General features: G+C 72.2%; 14 protein-coding genes. 9 read left to right on the top strand and 5 right to left on the bottom strand.

Annotated features, from left to right (window positions below):
* Positions 1 to 374: 374 nt before the first annotated feature.
* From LIV55_RS03370 to LIV55_RS03360, 3 genes are all read right to left on the bottom strand, one after another.
* Complete coding sequence (locus tag LIV55_RS03370; protein ID WP_229299177.1) at positions 375 to 1,451, bottom strand: threonine aldolase family protein; 1,077 nt, start codon at positions 1,449 to 1,451, stop codon at positions 375 to 377.
* Entirely contained in the window at positions 1,448 to 3,613 is a 2,166-nt protein-coding gene (locus LIV55_RS03365; RefSeq protein ID WP_191563109.1) for a DUF6421 family protein, read from the bottom strand. The genes LIV55_RS03370 and LIV55_RS03365 overlap by 4 nt, the downstream gene beginning before the upstream one ends.
* Before the next feature lie 144 nt (positions 3,614 to 3,757).
* A complete protein-coding gene (locus LIV55_RS03360; protein ID WP_123092775.1) occupies positions 3,758 to 4,651 on the bottom strand; it encodes an SDR family oxidoreductase in 894 nt (297 codons plus the stop codon).
* A gap of 132 nt (positions 4,652 to 4,783) precedes the next feature.
* Between LIV55_RS03360 and LIV55_RS03355 the strand changes: the two genes are divergently transcribed.
* The 6 genes from LIV55_RS03355 to LIV55_RS03330 all read left to right on the top strand — a co-directional run bounded on the left by LIV55_RS03355 (position 4,784) and on the right by LIV55_RS03330 (position 10,254).
* On the top strand, positions 4,784 to 6,247 hold the full coding sequence (locus LIV55_RS03355) for an NAD-dependent succinate-semialdehyde dehydrogenase (RefSeq protein WP_229299176.1): 1,464 nt from the start codon (positions 4,784 to 4,786) through the stop codon (positions 6,245 to 6,247).
* Positions 6,248 to 6,307: 60 nt separating this feature from the next.
* Positions 6,308 to 6,820 (top strand): guanyl-specific ribonuclease, encoded by a 513-nt coding sequence (locus LIV55_RS03350; protein ID WP_123092777.1) that lies wholly within the window; start codon positions 6,308 to 6,310, stop codon positions 6,818 to 6,820.
* Positions 6,817 to 7,158, top strand: a complete 342-nt coding sequence (locus LIV55_RS03345) for a barstar family protein (RefSeq protein ID WP_123092778.1) — start codon at positions 6,817 to 6,819, stop codon at positions 7,156 to 7,158. Before LIV55_RS03350 ends, LIV55_RS03345 begins: the two co-directional genes overlap by 4 nt.
* A 75-nt stretch (positions 7,159 to 7,233) precedes the next feature.
* Positions 7,234 to 7,731: an acyl-CoA thioesterase gene (locus LIV55_RS03340; protein ID WP_229299175.1), complete on the top strand. Its 498-nt coding sequence runs from the start codon at positions 7,234 to 7,236 to the stop codon at positions 7,729 to 7,731.
* Positions 7,728 to 8,906: a 1-deoxy-D-xylulose-5-phosphate reductoisomerase gene (gene dxr / locus LIV55_RS03335; RefSeq protein ID WP_229299174.1), complete on the top strand. Its 1,179-nt coding sequence runs from the start codon at positions 7,728 to 7,730 to the stop codon at positions 8,904 to 8,906. Before LIV55_RS03340 ends, dxr begins: the two co-directional genes overlap by 4 nt.
* A 13-nt stretch (positions 8,907 to 8,919) precedes the next feature.
* Positions 8,920 to 10,254 carry a M50 family metallopeptidase gene (locus LIV55_RS03330; protein WP_229299173.1) on the top strand — a complete coding sequence of 445 codons (1,335 nt, stop codon included), beginning with the start codon at positions 8,920 to 8,922 and terminating at the stop codon, positions 10,252 to 10,254.
* 104 nt (positions 10,255 to 10,358) lie between these two features.
* Here the strand turns inward: LIV55_RS03330 and LIV55_RS03325 are convergent, their stop codons facing one another.
* Positions 10,359 to 11,324 (bottom strand): hypothetical protein, encoded by a 966-nt coding sequence (locus tag LIV55_RS03325; protein WP_229299172.1) that lies wholly within the window; start codon positions 11,322 to 11,324, stop codon positions 10,359 to 10,361.
* 223 nt (positions 11,325 to 11,547) lie between these two features.
* Here LIV55_RS03325 and ispG point away from each other — a divergent pair, with 223 nt between their 5' ends.
* Positions 11,548 to 12,711, top strand: coding sequence for a flavodoxin-dependent (E)-4-hydroxy-3-methylbut-2-enyl-diphosphate synthase (gene ispG, locus LIV55_RS03320; RefSeq protein WP_123092781.1), 1,164 nt, complete (start codon positions 11,548 to 11,550; stop codon positions 12,709 to 12,711).
* A gap of 14 nt (positions 12,712 to 12,725) precedes the next feature.
* Entirely contained in the window at positions 12,726 to 13,571 is an 846-nt protein-coding gene (locus LIV55_RS03315; RefSeq protein WP_123092782.1) for a GNAT family N-acetyltransferase, read from the top strand.
* 18 nt (positions 13,572 to 13,589) lie between these two features.
* Here the strand turns inward: LIV55_RS03315 and LIV55_RS03310 are convergent, their stop codons facing one another.
* Positions 13,590 to 14,558: a zinc-binding dehydrogenase gene (locus LIV55_RS03310; protein ID WP_229299171.1), complete on the bottom strand. Its 969-nt coding sequence runs from the start codon at positions 14,556 to 14,558 to the stop codon at positions 13,590 to 13,592.
* A gap of 120 nt (positions 14,559 to 14,678) precedes the next feature.
* On the opposite strand from LIV55_RS03310, the gene poxB reads away from it, so the two are divergent.
* Positions 14,679 to 16,403, top strand: a complete 1,725-nt coding sequence (gene poxB, locus LIV55_RS03305; protein ID WP_229299170.1) for a ubiquinone-dependent pyruvate dehydrogenase — start codon at positions 14,679 to 14,681, stop codon at positions 16,401 to 16,403.
* The last annotated feature ends 6 nt before the right edge of the window (positions 16,404 to 16,409 follow it).

Here is a 16,409-nt window from a genome sequence, read left to right as displayed (position 1 = left end):
GGCTTCGCCGCGAACCCGCGGGGGGGGGGGGTCACGGCCCCCCAGCCGCCGTGGTTTGGCAATGCGCCCGGATCCTGGGGGATCGACGGGCGCATCGCCATACCTCGGCGGGTCAGGGGCGGGCGAGCCTCGAGCAGTGAAGGGGGTCCGGTGGTCTCGAGGCTCGCTGGCGCTCGCACCTCGACCAGCGAAATGCGCTGGCGCTCGCACCTCGACCAGCGAAAGGCGCTGGCGCTCGCACCTCGACCAGCGAAAGGCACTGGCGCTCGCACCTCGACCAGCCAGGGGTCGTGGTATCGGCCCCCCTTCGCCGAGGTATGGCGATGCGCGCGGATCCTGGGGGATCGACGGGCGCATTGCCATACCTCGCGGGGTCAGGGGCGGGCGAGCTCCTCGCGGAGGGCGGCGACGAAAGCGTCGACGTCGGCCTCGGTCGTGTCCCAGCTGCACATCCAGCGGTACTGGTCGCGCGACTCGTCCCAGGGGTAGAAGCGGAAGCGGGCTGCGAGGCGGTCCGCCACCGCGGGGTCGAGCATCGGGAAGACGGCGTTGGCCTCGGCGGGGGTCGCCAGGCGCACCCCGTCGATGTCGCGCACGGCCTCCTGGAGACGGGCGGCCATGGCGTTCGCGTGACCGGCGCCGCGCAGCCACAGGTCGCCCTCGTACAGCGCGAGCAGCTGCGCGGAGACGAAGCGCATCTTGCTCGCGAGCTGCATCGACTGCTTGCGCAGGTACGGCATGCCACGGACCTTGTCGGGCGAGAGGACGACGACGGCCTCGGCGGCGAGCGCCCCGGCCTTCGTCCCGCCCAGGCTCAGCAGGTCGACACCGGTGTCGGCGACGAGCTCGCGCAGCGAGACGCCGAGGGCCGCGGCGGCGTTGGAGATCCGCGAGCCGTCGAGGTGCAGGACCAGACCGCGCTCGTGCGCGTGGTCGGCGAGGGCGCGGATCTCGTCGGGGGTGTAGACCGTGCCGATCTCGGTGGAGTTCGTGATCGAGACGACCCGCACCTGCGGCCAGTGCTCGTCACCGACGCGCGCGGGCACGGTGTCGACCAGCTCGGGTGTCAGCTTGCCGTCGCCGGTGGGCACGGCGTGCAGCTTGATCCCGCCCATCCGCTCGGGGGCGGCGCACTCGTCGACGTGGATGTGCGCGTTGCTCGTGCAGATCACCGACTCCCAGCGGTCGGTCGCCGCCTGGAGCGAGACGACGTTGGCGCCGGTGCCGTTGAAGACCGGGAAGGTCTCGACCTGCTCGCCGAGGTGCCCGCGCATGACCTCGCGCAGCCGCTCGGTGTAGACGTCCTCGCCGTAGGCCACCTGGTGGCCGCCGTTGACGGTCGCGAGGGCCTGGAGCACCTCGGGGTGGATGCCGGCGTAGTTGTCGCTGGCGAAGCCGCGGACCGTGTCGTCGTGCAGGGCGCTGAGCTGCGAAGGGGTCGTCGTCGTCACGCGGCAATCCTCGCACCGGTCGCGGACGTGCCGGTCACGCCCCTGCTCGCCTCGATGACGGGCGCGAGCTTCTTGCGCAGCGCCTCGTAGAAGACGTTGAGCGGGAACTCGTCGGGCTGCACGAGGTCGGTCAGGCCCTTCGGCGGGCCGTCGAGCGGCAGCGCGGACGGGTCGCTCATCCCCTTCGCCCAGGTCGACCCCGGGTGCGGCGCGACGTAGCCGGCGACGAGCTCGTAGGCCGCGCGCCAGTGGCCGACCCGGCTGCGGTCGATGCCGGAGCGGTAGAGCTCCTCGACGGCGTCGGACAGCGCGACGACCGCCTCGGGCACCGCGGCCCAGTCGAAGGACAGCGTGTTGTCGGTCCAGCGCAGGACGCCGCGCTTGTGCAGCCAGGCGAAGAGCAGCTGGCCGCCGAGGCCGTCGTAGTTGCGCACCCGGTCACCGGTGATCGGGAAGCGGAAGAGGCGGTCGAAGAGGATCGCCAGCTGCACCGGGCGGGCGTACGGGTGGCCCTGCTCGTCCATCTGCACCGCGACGCGGAAGGTGTTGAGGTCGCAGCGCAGCTCCTCGAGCGCGTACATCCAGAAGGGCATCCGCTGCTTGATCATGAAGGGGTCGAAGGGGAGGTCGCCGTGGCTGTGCGTGCGATCGTGCACGAGGTCCCACATGGCGAAGGTCGACTGCGCGAGCGACTGGCTCGCGACGAGCTGCTCGCCCTCCGGCGGCAGCTGCAGCCCGAGGGTCTGCGCGGCGGCGGACGTCACGGCGCGGAAGCGTGCGGCCTCGCGGTCGCAGAAGATCGCGCCCCACGTGAAGGTCGGCACCTCGCGCACGGCGACGGTCTCGGGGAAGAGGACCGCGGAGTTCGTGTCGTAGCCGGGGGTGAAGTCGGTGAAGGTCACCGGCAGGAAGGCGGGGTTGGGCTGCTGCGCCTCGACGTCGGCGAGCCACTGCGGCCATACGACGTCGAGCAGCACGGCCTCGAAGACCCGGTCGAGGTTCCCGTTCTGCGTGTACATCGGGAAGAGCACGAGGTGCTCGGTGCCGTCGACCCGGTGCTGCTCGGGGTGGAAGAGCACGAGGCTGTCGAGGAAGTCGGGGACGACGAAGCCCTCCTCGACCCAGCGGGCGAGGTCGGTGTCGAGCGCGGCGAGGTACTCGGCGTCGTGCGGGAAGCGCGGCGCGAGCGCGGCGACGTCGGCCCGGATCGAGGCGACGAGCTCGCCCGCGCGAGCCAGGTCGGTCTCGTCGTGGGTCTCGCGGTCGATGCTGCCGTCCTTGCCCTGCAGCAGGCGCAGCTCCTCGACCGCCGCCTTCAGGCTCGCCCACTCGGCGGTGTCGACGGTGCGCTCGGCCGCGGCGTCCTGCGGCGCGTCCTCGCCGAGGTGGGCCGAGCGGGGGACTGCCGCCCAGGTGACGAGGTTGGTCCACAGCCGGCGGTGGTCGAGGTCGGCGATCGAGTCGTCGCCGACGAGGTCGGAGTCGGCGAGCACGACGACGCGGCCGGCCCCGTGCTCGACGGTGACGGCCAGCGGGGCCTGCGCGGGGTGGGCGCTGGCGCTCGAGCTGGCGATGACGTGGGCGGACGGGGCGGCCGAGACGTCGACCGCGCCGGAGCGGTAGAAGCACACCTCGCCGACACCGGCGAGCACACCCTGCCCGCCGTTGTGCCCGACCGCCAGCTCGGGCAGGACCCACGTCGCGTTGCCGAGGTGGCGCCGGCCCGAGGTCGCGCTCTCGTGGACGAGGGTCGAGGTGATCGCGAGCCCGAAGGGGGAGAGCAGCTCGTCGAGGTTGTTGCCGTGGGCGCGGTGGTCGCATTCCGCGAGGACGACGAGGCCGCCGCCGGTGCGCACGTGCTCGGTGATCGCGGCGATCTCGGCGGGGGAGTAGACCGGGGGCAGGTCGCCCGCGACCCGCTCGGAGGCGGCGTCGGCCGGGTGGGCGACGACGAGGACGTCGACGCCCTCGAGCGCCGCGCCGACGAGCTCGCCGGTGCGGTGCTCGCGCACGCTCAGGCCGCGCTCGGCGAGGGCGTCGACGGCCAGCGCCAGCGAGGCGTCAGCGGGGTTGGCCGGGTTCATCCGGGCGGCCCGGTCGCGGTCGGTGGACCAGGCGCTCGAGTGGGCCTGGTCGAACAGGACGGTGGCGAAGTCGCGCACGGGACACCCCTGACATGGGTCGTGGACGCCGAGCAGCCCCGGCGACGAGAAGATATGACCGTCAAAGGGTCTCAAAGACGGAGATCTTCTCGCAAGCCGGGGCTGCGGCGGGACATCAGGTGTCGCGCGACGGCGGGACGCGGGTCACGGCGAGGGCTGTCCGCCGTTGACGTTGAGGGTCTCGCCGACGACGAAGCTCGACTCGGCCGAGGCGAGGAAGACGTACGCCGGGGCAAGCTCGACCGGCTGACCAGCGCGCCCGAGCGGGGTGTCCTGGCCGAACTCGGGCAGAGCCTCCTTTGGCTGGCCGTCGACGACCTGCAGCGGCGTCCAGACCGGGCCCGGGGCGACCGCGTTGACGCGGATCCCCTTCGGGGCCAGCTGCTGCGACAACCCCTTCGCGAAGGTGTTCATGCCCGCCTTGGTCATCGCGTAGTCCACGAGGTGCGCGCTCGGCTGGTAGGCCTGGATCGAGCTCGACATGATGATCGAGCTGCCCGGCTGCAGGTGGGGGACCGCGGCCCGGCAGATCCACACCATCGCGTAGAGGTTGGTCTTCAGCGTGCCGTCGAGCTGCTCGTCGGTGAGCTCGGTGATGTCCTCGCAGGCGACCTGCTTGCCGGCGTTGACGACGAGGACGTCGAGCCCGCCGAGGCCCTCGACGGCCTTCGCGACGAGGTCGTCGCAGTACGCGCGGTCCCGGACGTCGCCGGGGATTCGCACGAGGGTGCCGCCCTCCTCCTCGACGACGCGGGCGACGCGGTCGGCGTCCTCCTCCTCGTCGGGCAGGTAGGCCAGGGCGACGTCGGCGCCCTCGCGGGCGAAGGCGACGGCGACCGCCGCGCCGATGCCGGAGTCGGCTCCGGTGACGAGGGCCTTGCGGCCCTGCAGACGACCGGTGCCGCGATAGCTGCTCAGGCCGATGTCGGCGCCGGGCTCGAGACCGACGTCGGAGCCAGGGAAGTCCTGGTCCTGCTCCGGCGGCGAGATCGTCGGGTGGCGCTCGACGGGGTTGTCCAGGTCCAGCTGGTCGGACATGACGTCTCTCCTGGGATGTCGGGGGTGGGGACGTCTCCACGGTCGCACCCGCTGGAGCGCCTCGACGGGGGAGCCGCCCCCTCCCTTCGGGTGCACGCCGCAGACCCCCGCGGCGGTTGTAGCGTGACGCTCATGGCCGACGTGACCCAGCAGTCCGCTCTCGAGCTCGCCCCCACCCAGCTCTTCATCGGGGGTGAGTGGCGCGACGCGACCGGCGGCGCGACCTTCGCCGTCGACGACCCGGCGACGGGTCAGACCCTCACCCAGGTGGCCGACGGCACCGCCGCCGACGGGGCCGCCGCGCTCGACGCCGCCGTCGCCGCGCAGGCCGAGTGGGCGGCGACCGAGCCGCGCACCCGCTCCGAGATCCTGCGCAGCGCCTTCGAGCTCGTGCGCGAGCGCTCGGAGAGCTTCGCGATGCTCATGACGCTCGAGATGGGCAAGCCGCTCGCCGAGGCCCGCGGCGAGGTCACCTACGGCAACGAGTTCTTCCGCTGGTTCGCCGAGGAGGCCGTGCGCATCCACGGCCGCTACGCCGTGGCGCCCAGCGGCGGCACCCGGCTGCTCACGACGAAGCAGCCCGTCGGCCCGACCTTCATGATCACGCCCTGGAACTTCCCCCTCGCCATGGGCACGCGCAAGATCGGCCCCGCCATCGCCGCCGGCTGCACGATGGTCGTCAAGCCGGCGCACGAGACCCCGCTGACGATGCTCGCGCTCGCGAAGACCCTCGAGGAGGTCGGCCTGCCCGCCGGCGTGCTCAACGTCGTGACGACGAGCAGCTCGGGCGAGGTGAGCGAGCCGATCATCCGCGACCCGCGCCTGCGCAAGCTGACCTTCACCGGCTCGACCGGGGTCGGGCAGAAGCTCGTCGAGCAGTCCTCCGAGCAGCTGCTGCGCCTGTCGATGGAGCTCGGCGGCAACGCCCCCTTCGTCGTCTTCGAGGACGCGGACGTCGACGCCGCCGTCGAGGGCGCGATGCAGGCCAAGATGCGCAACATCGGTGAGGCGTGCACCGCCGCCAACCGCTTCCTCGTCCACGAGGACGTCGCGCAGGAGTTCTCGACGAAGTTCGCCGAGCGGATGGGCGGGCTCACCGTCGGCCAGGGCACGAAGGACGGCGTCCAGGTCGGCCCGCTCATCACGAGCAAGGCCCGTGACGGCGTCGCCGCGCTCGTCGACGAGGCCGTCGAGGGCGGCGCCACCGTGCTCACCGGCGGCGAGGTGCCGCAGGGCGAGGGCTGGTTCTACCCGCCGACCGTGCTCACCGACGTCGCCGCGGGCTCGCGCGTCATGCGCGAGGAGATCTTCGGCCCGGTCGCGCCGATCACGACCTTCCGCAGCGAGGACGAGGCCGTGCGCATCGCCAACGGCACCGAGTACGGGCTCGTCGGCTACGTCTACACCCGGGACGCCTCGCGGATGATCCGCGTCGCAGAGGCCCTCGACTTCGGCATGGTCGGGGTCAACCAGGGCGTCGTCTCCAACCCCTCCGCCCCCTTCGGCGGGGTCAAGCACTCGGGCTACGGGCGCGAAGGGGGATTCGAGGGCATCGAGGAGTACCTCGAGACGAAGTACATCGGCATCGCCCTGTAGGCCCGCCGCGGGTGCCACGGGGCTGCACAATCTCCCCATGGCACCCTCGACGGCACGCGCGTGAGCACGACCTGGCGGCAGCGGCTGCAGGTGGTCGCCGGGGTGCTCCTGCTCCTCCTCGCCGCCTGGCTGACGATCGGCGGCGGCGACGACGGGGAGCCGGCCGGCGCCCCGTCGTCCTCGTCGACGTCGTCCACCTCCGCGCAGCCGTCGCCGCCCGCCTCGCGGTCGTCGACCCCTTCGCGCTCGTCCTCCGCGCGGCCCGCCGCGGCGGCGACGCCGGACTCGGGGCTGTCGACGGTCCCCGCCTCCTCGCTGCCGCCCGAGGGGCGCCGCACTCTCGCGCTGGTCGCGGCCGGCGGGCCCTTCCCGTACGACCGCGACGGGGTGACCTTCGGCAACCGCGAGCGGATCCTGCCGATCCGCGAGCGCGGGTACTACGCCGAGTACACCGTGCCGACGCCCGGCGAGGACGACCGCGGGGCGCGCCGCCTCGTCGTCGGCGACGAGGGCGACACGTACTACACGGCCGACCACTACGCGAGCTTCCGACAGGTCGAGGTGGGGTCGTGATCCGGCTGCGGCCCGAGGCCGTCGACGCCCTGCTCGTCGAGGCGATGCACCACCACGTGCACGTCCACGTCGTCGACGGCGGGTCCGACCGCGAGACCGCGTACGACGCCTTCGCCGCGTCCTTCGACCTGCCCGAGCACTTCGGGCGCAACCTCGACGCGCTCTACGACAGCCTCATGGAGGTCGCGACGCGGCACCACGGCGCGTGGACCCTGCTGTGGCGGCCGACTGCCGCGTCCGGCGTGCTCGAGGACCAGGCGCTGCTCGGCGTCCTCGGCGACCTCGAGCACGACGCGGAACAGCTGACGGTGGCCGTCGAGATCGCCCGCGCGGGCTGACCTGCGCGGTGGGTCGGAGCGCAGGCTGGCGGGCTGCCCGACGGGCGGGCCGGCGCGGTGGGGGATCATGGGGACGTGACGACCCCCACCTCCACCCAGGTCACCCTCAGCCACGTGATGAACGCGACGGAGGCCAACCTCCTCGGCACGATCCACGGCGGCAACATCATGAAGATGGTCGACGACTGCGCCGGCGTCGTCGCCAACCGCTTCGCGCAGGGGCCAGCGGTGACCGCCGGGATGGACGAGATGACCTTCCTCACCCCGGTGCGGGTCGGGGACGTCCTGCACGTGAGCGCCCAGATCAACTGGGCCGGACGCAGCTCGATGGAGGTCGGCGTGCGCGCCGAGGCCGACCGCTGGGACAGCGTCGCGCCGCGCGTGCACGTCGCCTCGGCCTACCTCGTCATGGTCGCCGTCGACGCCGACGGGCAGACCCGTCCGGTGCCCGAGCTGAGCGTCGAGACCGAGGAGGAGCACCGCCGCTTCCGCGAGGCGGAGATCAGACGACGCCACCGGCTGGCCCGGCGTGACGAGATACGCACCTCGCGTGGCGAAGGGGGTGCGGCATGACCCGCACCCGCGTCACCCTCCTGGGGTCGACGGGCTCCATCGGCACCCAGGGGCTCGACGTCATCTCCGCGAACGCCGAGCGCTTCGAGGTCGGGGCGCTGGCGGGCGGGTCCAACGTCGGTCTGCTCGCCGAGCAGGCCGTCGCGCACCGCGCGCCGCTCGTCGCGGCAGCGACGGGGTCGACGGAGGACCTGCGGGACGCCGTGCGGTCCGCCGCGGACGCCGCGGGCGTCACCGGGTACGACCCGGAGGTGCTCGTCGGCGAGGACGCCGCGACCGAGGTCGCCGGGCGCGAGGCCGACGTCGTGCTCAACGGCATCACCGGCGCGATCGGGCTGCGGCCGACGCTCGCCGCCCTGCGGGCGGGCACGACGCTCGCGCTGGCGAACAAGGAGTCGCTCATCATCGGCGGCCCGCTCGTGCGCGACCTCGCCGGGCCCGACCAGGTCGTCCCTGTCGACTCCGAGCACTCGGCCATCGCGCAGTGCCTGCGCGGCGGGCGGTCGTCGGAGGTGCGGCGCCTCGTCGTCACCGCGAGCGGCGGTCCCTTCCGCGGTCGCACCCGCGAGCAGCTCGCCGAGGTGACGCCGCAGGAGGCACTGGCCCACCCCAACTTCGCCATGGGCCGCGTCATCACGACGAACTCGGCGACCCTGGTCAACAAGGGGCTCGAGGTCATCGAGGCCCACCTGCTCTTCGACATCCCCTTCGAGCGGATCGCCACCGTCGTGCACCCGCAGCAGCAGATCCACTCGATGGTCGAGTTCCACGACGGGTCGACGATCGCGCAGATGGGCCCGCCGCGGATGCTCGTGCCGATCGCGCTCGGTCTGTCGTGGCCGGAGCGCCTGCCCGACGTCGACGAGCCGTGCGACTGGACCCAGGTGCAGAGCTGGGACTTCGCGCCGATCGACGACGTCGCCTTCCCCGCGGTGGAGCTCGCCCGCCAGGTCGGGACCGCCGGCGGCACCTACCCGGCCGTCTACAACGCAGCCAACGAGGTGGCGGTCGACGCCTTCCACGACGGGGCGCTGCCCTTCGTCGGGATCGTCGACACCGTCGCCGAGGTCGTCGGGCGTCACGACGGGGACGACTTCGACGCCCACAGCCTCGACGGGGTGCTCGCCGCGGACCGCTGGGCGCGCGGGGTCGCTGCGGCTGTCGTGAGGGGATGAGACGATTACGACCATGCTCTTCCTCGCAGGGGTCGTGCTCGTCTTCGTGGGCATCGCGCTGTCGATCGCGCTGCACGAGATCGGGCACCTCGTGCCCGCCAAGCGCTTCGGCGTCCGTGTCCCGCAGTACATGGTCGGCTTCGGCCCGACGGTCTTCTCGCGACGGCGCGGAGAGACCGAGTACGGCGTCAAGGCGATCCCGCTGGGCGGCTACATCCGGATGATCGGCATGTTCCCGCCGCGCGCGGGTGACGAGCCGGGCACGATCCGCACGTCGAGCACGGGCCGCTTCAGCCAGCTCGCCGACGAGGCGCGCGCGCAGTCCTTCGAGGAGGTGCGACCCGGCGACGAGGACCGGCTCTTCTACAAGCTGTCCGTGCCGAAGAAGATCACCGTCATGCTCGGCGGGCCGATGATGAACCTCCTCATCGCCTTCGTCATCTTCGGCGGCATCTTCACCCTCTACGGCACGGTGCAGACCTCGCCGAGGCTCTCCTCCGTCAGCGAGTGCGTCGACCTCACCAAGGCCGGGCAGAGCACCGCGCAGGAGTGCACGCCCGACATGCCCACGGCCCCGGCCAACGAGGCGGGCCTGCGCCCCGGCGACACGATCACGGCGATCAACGGCCAGGCCGTGACGACGTGGGACGAGGTGCGCGCGCAGATCCGCGCCAACGGCGACCGCGAGATGCGCATCGCCGTCGACCGCGGGGGGCGCGACGAGACCGTCACCGCGACCCCGATCGTCCTCGACCAGCCGAAGATCGGCGACGACGGCCGGGTCGTCGAGGACGCGAAGGGGGAGCCCGTCCTCGAGCAGGCCGGCTTCCTCGGCGCGAGCGGCACCCCCGTGCGCGTCAAGCAGCCCGTGACCGAGGTGCCCGCGCTCTTCGGCGACATGCTCGTGACGACCTTCTCCGCCGTCGCGAAGATCCCGCAGAAGCTCGTCGGGGTCTACCAGGCGGCCTTCGGCAGCGAGGAGCGCGACCCCGAGAGCCCGATGTCGGTCGTCGGCGTCGGCCGGGTCGCCGGCGAGGTGGCGAGCTCGGACGAGTTCGGCACCCCGGTCGAGAAGCTCATGATGATCATCAGCCTCATCGGCTCGCTCAACCTCATGCTCTTCGCCTTCAACCTCATCCCGCTCCTCCCGCTCGACGGCGGCCACGTCGCCGGCGCGCTGTGGGAGGGCGTGAAGAAGGGCTGGGCCCGCGTCCGCGGCCTGCCCGACCCCGGCCCGGTCGACGTCGCGAAGGCCCTGCCCCTGGCCTATGGCGTCGCCCTGACCTTCATCGCCATGACGGTCCTGCTCGTCTACGCCGACATCGTGAAGCCGATCAAGCTTCTCTGACCCCTCCACTTGTGCGAGCTACGGCGCAGTAGTGGTCGTGATCACAACCACTACTGCGTCGTAGCGGGGTCGTCAGGTCGCCCGGGACGGTGAGGCGACGGGCGTCAGGAGAGCTTCGGGATCGCGACGACGTCAGGCCGGGAGCGTCCCTGTGCGGCGACGTAGGTGTCCTCGAGCCGTCGCAGGGTCCCGCTCGGGTCCTGACGCAGACCGGTCGGCGTCACCCCGGCGACGACCACGCCGACACGCGTGAGGTCACCGTCGCGCTCCACGGTCTCGACCCAGTCCTGCCCTTGCGAGTGATGCAGGTGCGAGTGGACCATCACCGCCAGTCCGACGTCGTCGAACCACACGTCGGGCGTGAGCAGGGCACGATGGTCCGCGGTGGTGAGCGCCGGGTTGGCCATCGGCAGCGGCAGGATCTCGGAGGTCGCGACGAGGTCCAGAAGCTCAGCCTCGGGGAGCGACCAGGCGCCCGACGCCGCGTGCTGCAGGGGCACCAAGAGCTGTTTCGCATCTCGCGTGCGTAGTCGGCATAGCCACTCGTGGAGCTCGGCGACGTCGGTCGTGCCCTTCTGGACCGCCTCGATGAGGAGGGCCGAGCGGTCGTCGGCGAAGGGGCGGAGGGAGGCGGTGTCGATGACAGCCCGGGCTGCGGAGGCGTACCTCAGAGGTCCTCGCTCGACGACTGCGTGGTCGGCCACTGTCGTCCGTCGCACCGTGGCGAACCCGTGCTCGCGGGACCGGCACGGTTCTGGGGTCAGCATGAGCACGCGTGCCGGCTCGGTGACGGACAGCCCGTGAAGCCGAGCCGCCGACGGGCCGGTGAGGTAGGCGCGGGGACCTGCCCAGAGCAGGGCCGCGATGCATCTCTGACGCTCCGTCGCAGGTGCGCGGTCGACGAGGAAGACGTTCGGCAGGATCGCCGTCCAGTGTCGGCCGGATCGCCAGCGCGTGCGTGCTCGCGGCACCTGGTGGAGCGTGAGCTGTGCCCGGGTGACCAGGCCGTCCTGCCGCGCCAGGATCTTGTGGACCTCGTCGGGCAGGTCCTCCACGGGGTCGTAGGTCATGACAGCACCGTGGTGCTGCCGAGAGAGCTCCGCGACGACATCAGTGCAGCTGTGGACGAGGGCGGGCCCACCTCGCGGTCTGTGGATCCCTCTCTCGCGGCCGGGGTCGGGGCCGCCCAGGAGGCCCGACGGTGCCCCCTTCGCCGCCTGCTACGGCGCCGTAGCTCGCACCGGGGTGGGGGAGTGCCCAGACCACTCACAGCCGAAGGGGGATAATGAGGGCATGACTGTCTCCCTCGGCATGCCGAAGGCCCCCGCGCCCGTGATCGCCCCCCGTCGCCCCACCCGGCAGATCAAGGTCGGGTCGGTCGGGGTCGGCAGCGAGTCGCCGATCTCGGTGCAGTCGATGACGACGACGCTCACCTCCGACGTCAACTCCACCCTCCAGCAGATCGCCGAGCTCACCGCGGCCGGTTGCGACATCGTGCGCGTCGCGTGCCCGAGCCAGGACGACGCCGACGCGCTCGCCGAGATCGCCCAGCACAGCCAGATCCCGGTCATCGCCGACATCCACTTCCAGCCGAAGTACGTCTTCCAGGCGATCGAGGCGGGGTGCGCGGCGGTGCGGGTCAACCCCGGCAACATCCGCCAGTTCGACGACCAGGTCGGCGAGATCGCCAAGGCCGCGAAGGACCACGGCACCTCGATCCGGATCGGCGTCAACGCCGGCAGCCTCGACAAGCGCCTGCTCGAGCGCTACGGCAAGGCCACCCCCGAGGCGCTCGTCGAGTCCGCCGTGTGGGAGGCGGGCCTGTTCGAGGAGCACGACTTCCACGACTTCAAGATCTCGGTCAAGCACAACGACCCCGTGACGATGGTGCGCGCCTACGAGCTGCTCGCCGAGCGCGGCGATTGGCCGTTGCACCTCGGTGTCACCGAGGCCGGTCCCGCCTTCCAGGGCACGATCAAGTCGGCCACCGCCTTCGGCGCGCTGCTCTCGCGCGGCATCGGTGACACGATCCGCGTCTCCCTCTCGGCCCCGCCGGTCGAGGAGGTCAAGGTCGGCATCCAGATCCTCCAGTCCCTCGGCCTGCGCCCGCGCAAGCTCGAGATCGTCTCCTGCCCCAGCTGCGGCCGTGCCCAGGTCGACGTCTACAAGCTCGCCGACGAGGTGACCGCCGGGCTCGAGGGGATGACCGTCCCCCTGCGCGTCGCCGTCATGGGCTGCGTCGTCAACGGCCCGGGCGAGGCCCGCGAGGCCGACCTCGGCGTCGCGTCCGGCAACGGGAAGGGCCAGATCTTCGTCAAGGGCGAGGTCATCAAGACCGTCCCCGAGAGCAAGATCGTCGAGACCCTCATCGAGGAGGCCATGCGCATCGCCGAGGAGATCGGCGAGCCCGTCGACGAGGAGGACGGCGCGGGCAGCCCCACCGTCACCGTCGGCTGACCTACGCTGAGCGCGTGCTGCGCACCCGCTCGCCCGTGAGGCTCCTGACGACAGATGATCGTGAGGCCGCCCTCGAGCTGTGCGCCCAGGACCCCGCGGCCAACGTCTACGTCGCCAGCCGGATCCTCGACGGCGCGCTCGGGCTCGGCAGCACGGCCGTCTCGGGGTACTTCGAGGACGAGGCCCTCACCTCGATGGTGTGGACCATCGCCAACGTCGTGCCCGTGTCCACCCACGCCGACAGCCGCGCCGCCTTCGCCGACCGCGTGCGCAAGGTGCGCCGACGCTGCGCGTCCTTCCTCGGCCCCCACGACGAGGTCATGGCCATGTGGGACGAGGTCGGCGAGAGCTTCGGGCGGCCCCGCTCGGTGCGCGGGCAGCAGCCGCTCATGGGCATGCGCGACACCCCCTCGAGCCGGGGCGTCGAGCTCGACCCCCGCGTGCGCCCCGGCCTCGTCGAGGAGACCGACCTCGTCCTCCCGGCGGCCGAGCACATGTTCACGGAGGAGATCGGCTACCCGCCCTACCAGGGCTCCTCGACGTACTACGCGGACACGCTGCGCACGCTGCTGCGCAAGAACCGCACCTACGTCGTCGTCGAGGACGGCGCGGTGATCTTCAAGGCCGACGTCGGGTCGGTGGCGCTCGGCTGCGCGCAGATCCAGGGCGTCTGGCTCGCCCCGCACCTGCGCGGCCAGGGCCTCGCGGCCCCGATGATGGCCAGCGTCGTCGAGATGACGCTGGCCCACCACGCCCCGTGGGTGACGCTCTACGTCAACGACTACAACGCGCCGGCGATCGCCACCTACGAGCGCATCGGCATGGAGCGGATCGGGGCCTTCGCGACGATCCTCTTCTGAGGGACCAGCCGACGGCCCTCAGAAGGTGAGCACGAGCTTGCCGACCATGTCGCCGCGCTCCATCTCGGCGAAGGCGTCGCGCGCCCGCTCCACCGGCACGACGTCGTGGATGACCGGCCGTGCCCCGCTCACGGCGAGCAGGGCGGTGAGGTCGCGCAGCTCCTGCAGGGTGCCCATCGTCGAGCCGACGACCCGCAGCTGGAGGAAGAAGATCCGGGTGAGCTCCGCGTCGTCGAGCTGCGGCCCGCTCGTCGTCCCGGAGACGACGAGCGTCCCGCCGGGGCGAAGGGAGCGGATCGAGTGGCTCCACGTCGCGCGGCCCACCGTCTCCATGACCGCGTCGACCTTCTCCGGCAGACGCTCGCCGCTCTCGAAGACCGCGTCGGCGCCGAGCTCGAGGGCGCGGGCCCGCTTCGCCTCGTCGCGCGAGGTGGCGAGCACCCGCAGCCCCGCCGCGTGGCCGAGGACGACGAGCGCCGTGGCGACACCGCCCCCGACGCCCTGGACGAGCACGCTCTGGCCCGGGCGCAGCTCGCCGCGGGTGAAGAGCATCCGGTAGGCCGTGAGCCACGCGGTCGGCAGGCAGGCCGCCTCCTCGAAGGTGAGGTCGGCCGGCTTGGGCAGGAGGTTGCGCCGGGGCACGACGACGGTGTCGGCGAAGGTGCCCTGGTGGCGCTCGCTGAGCAACGAGCGGCGCGGGTCCATCGTCTCGTCCCCGGTCCACGACGGGTCGGAGATCACCGCGTGGACGACCACCTCGCGGCCGTCCTCGTCGACGCCCGAGGCGTCGCACCCGAGGACCATCGGCAGCCTGTCCTGCCCGAGACCGACCCCGCGCAGCGACCACAGGTCGTGGTGGTTGAGCGCCGCCGCCCGGACGCTGACCCGGGCCCAGCCGTCGGGCACCTCGGGCTCGGGGCGCTCGCCGACGACGAGGCCAGCCAGGGGGTCGTCGGGGGTGATGCTCTCGGCGTACACGGCGCGCACGGGGTCTCCTCGTCCTCGGTGGTGTCGCGCTCACCCTACGAGGGGCCCCGCCCGCCGGGTCGGGTCGGGCAGGGGTCTAGCGTGGCGAGGACAGCACGTCCGACCGAAGGGAGAGCCCGCATGGCCACCATCGCGGACACCATCATCGCCACCCTGAGGGCCAACGGGGTGACCCGTGCGTACGGGGTCCCCGGCGACTCGCTCAACGGCTTCACCGAGGCGATGCGCCGGGACGGCAGCATCGCCTGGCAGCTCGTGCGGCACGAGGAGTCGGCGGCCTTCGCCGCCGCGGCCGACGCCGAGCTCACCGGTGAGCTCTCCGTCTGCTTCGGCAGCTGCGGCCCCGGCAACCTCCACCTCATCAACGGACTCTTCGACGCCCAGCGCTCGCGGGTGCCCGTGCTGGCCATCGCGGCGCAGATCCCGAGCTCGGAGATCGGCAGCGGTTACTTCCAGGAGACGCACCCGCAGAACCTCTTCCAGGAGTGCAGCGTCTACTGCGAGATGGTCTCCGACGCCTCGCAGATGCCGCGGATGCTCGAGACCGCGATGCGCGCGGCGATCCAGCAGCGCGGGGTCGCCGTGCTCGTCATCCCCGGCGACGTCGCCCAGCTCGAGGCCCAGGACACCCGGGTCACCGTCGTCGAGCGCGCCCGCGCCCGCGTCGTCCCCGACGCCGAGCAGCTGCAGCGGGCGGCCGACCTGCTGAGCCGCTCCCGCCGCACGACCCTGCTCGTGGGCGTCGGTGCGGAGGGAGCGAAGGCCGAGGTCCTCCAGCTCGCCGACACCCTCGGCGCCCCGGTCGTGCACTCCCTGCGCGGGAAGCAGCACGTCGAGGGGGACAACCCCTTCGACGTCGGTCTCACCGGTCTGCTCGGCTTCGCCTCCGGCTACCGCGCGATGGAGCGGGCCGACACGATCCTCATGCTCGGCACCGACTTCCCCTACCGCCAGTTCTTCCCCGAGCACGCGAAGGTCATCCAGGTCGACGTCCGCGGCGAGCAGCTCGGCAAGCGCGTGCCCCTCGAGGTCGGGCTCGTCGGCGACGTCCGCGACACCGTGCGCGAGCTGCTCCCGCTCCTCACGCGGGCGAAGGACCGCGACCACCTCGAGGACTCGGTGAAGCACTACCGCCGCACCCGCGAGCGGCTCGACGACCTCGCCGTGCCCTCGAAGCGGCGCCAGGCGATCCACCCGCAGTACCTCGCCCGGCTCGTCGACGAGATCGCCGCCGACGACGCCGTCTTCATCCCCGACGTCGGCTCGCCGGTCGTCTACGCCGCCCGCTACCTCAGCTGCCGCGGCGACCGACGCGTCATCGGCTCCTTCGTCCACGGGTCGATGGCCAACGCCGTGCCGCACGCGATCGGCGCGCAGAGCGCCTACCCGGACCGCCAGGTCGTCACCCTCAGCGGGGACGGCGGGCTGGCCATGCTCATGGGCGAGCTGCTCACCGTGCGCCAGCACGACCTGCCGATCAAGGTCGTCGTCCTCAACAACAGCTCGCTGAACTTCGTCGAGCTCGAGATGAAGGCCGCCGGGCTGCCCGACTTCGGCACCGGTCTGGACAACCCCGACTTCTCGAAGGTCGCCGAGGCGGTCGGCATCCGCGGCTGGCGGGTCGAGCGCTCCGAGGACCTCGAGGGCGCGCTGCGCGAGGCCTTCGCCCACGACGGACCCGCCCTCGTCGACGTCGTCACCGAGCGCCAGGAGCTGACGATCCCCCCGGCCATCTCCGCCGAGCAGGTCAAGGGCTTCACCCTCTACGCCCTGCGCACCGTGATGTCCGGCCGCGGCGACGAGCTGCTCGACCTCTCGCGCGCCAACCTGCGCCAGATCCTCTAGGAGAGC

The organism is Janibacter melonis (assembly GCF_020567375.1).
Lineage (GTDB): Bacteria > Actinomycetota > Actinomycetes > Actinomycetales > Dermatophilaceae > Marihabitans > Marihabitans melonis.
Note: the sequence above shows the minus strand (reverse complement) of the source record. Positions and strands in the feature narration are given on the sequence as shown.

Bases quoted from the DNA above. Each gene is read 5' to 3' on its own strand.
- ispG (WP_123092781.1), top strand. From the start codon at position 11,548: ATGACTGTCTCCCTCGGCATGCCGAAGGCCCCCGCGCCCGTGATCGCC.
- LIV55_RS03360 (WP_123092775.1), bottom strand. From the start codon at position 4,651: ATGTCCGACCAGCTGGACCTGGACAACCCCGTCGAGCGCCACCCGACG.
- poxB (WP_229299170.1), top strand. From the start codon at position 14,679: ATGGCCACCATCGCGGACACCATCATCGCCACCCTGAGGGCCAACGGG.
- LIV55_RS03325 (WP_229299172.1), bottom strand. From the start codon at position 11,324: ATGACCTACGACCCCGTGGAGGACCTGCCCGACGAGGTCCACAAGATC.
- dxr (WP_229299174.1), top strand. From the start codon at position 7,728: ATGACCCGCACCCGCGTCACCCTCCTGGGGTCGACGGGCTCCATCGGC.
- LIV55_RS03330 (WP_229299173.1), top strand. From the start codon at position 8,920: ATGCTCTTCCTCGCAGGGGTCGTGCTCGTCTTCGTGGGCATCGCGCTG.
- LIV55_RS03355 (WP_229299176.1), top strand. From the start codon at position 4,784: ATGGCCGACGTGACCCAGCAGTCCGCTCTCGAGCTCGCCCCCACCCAG.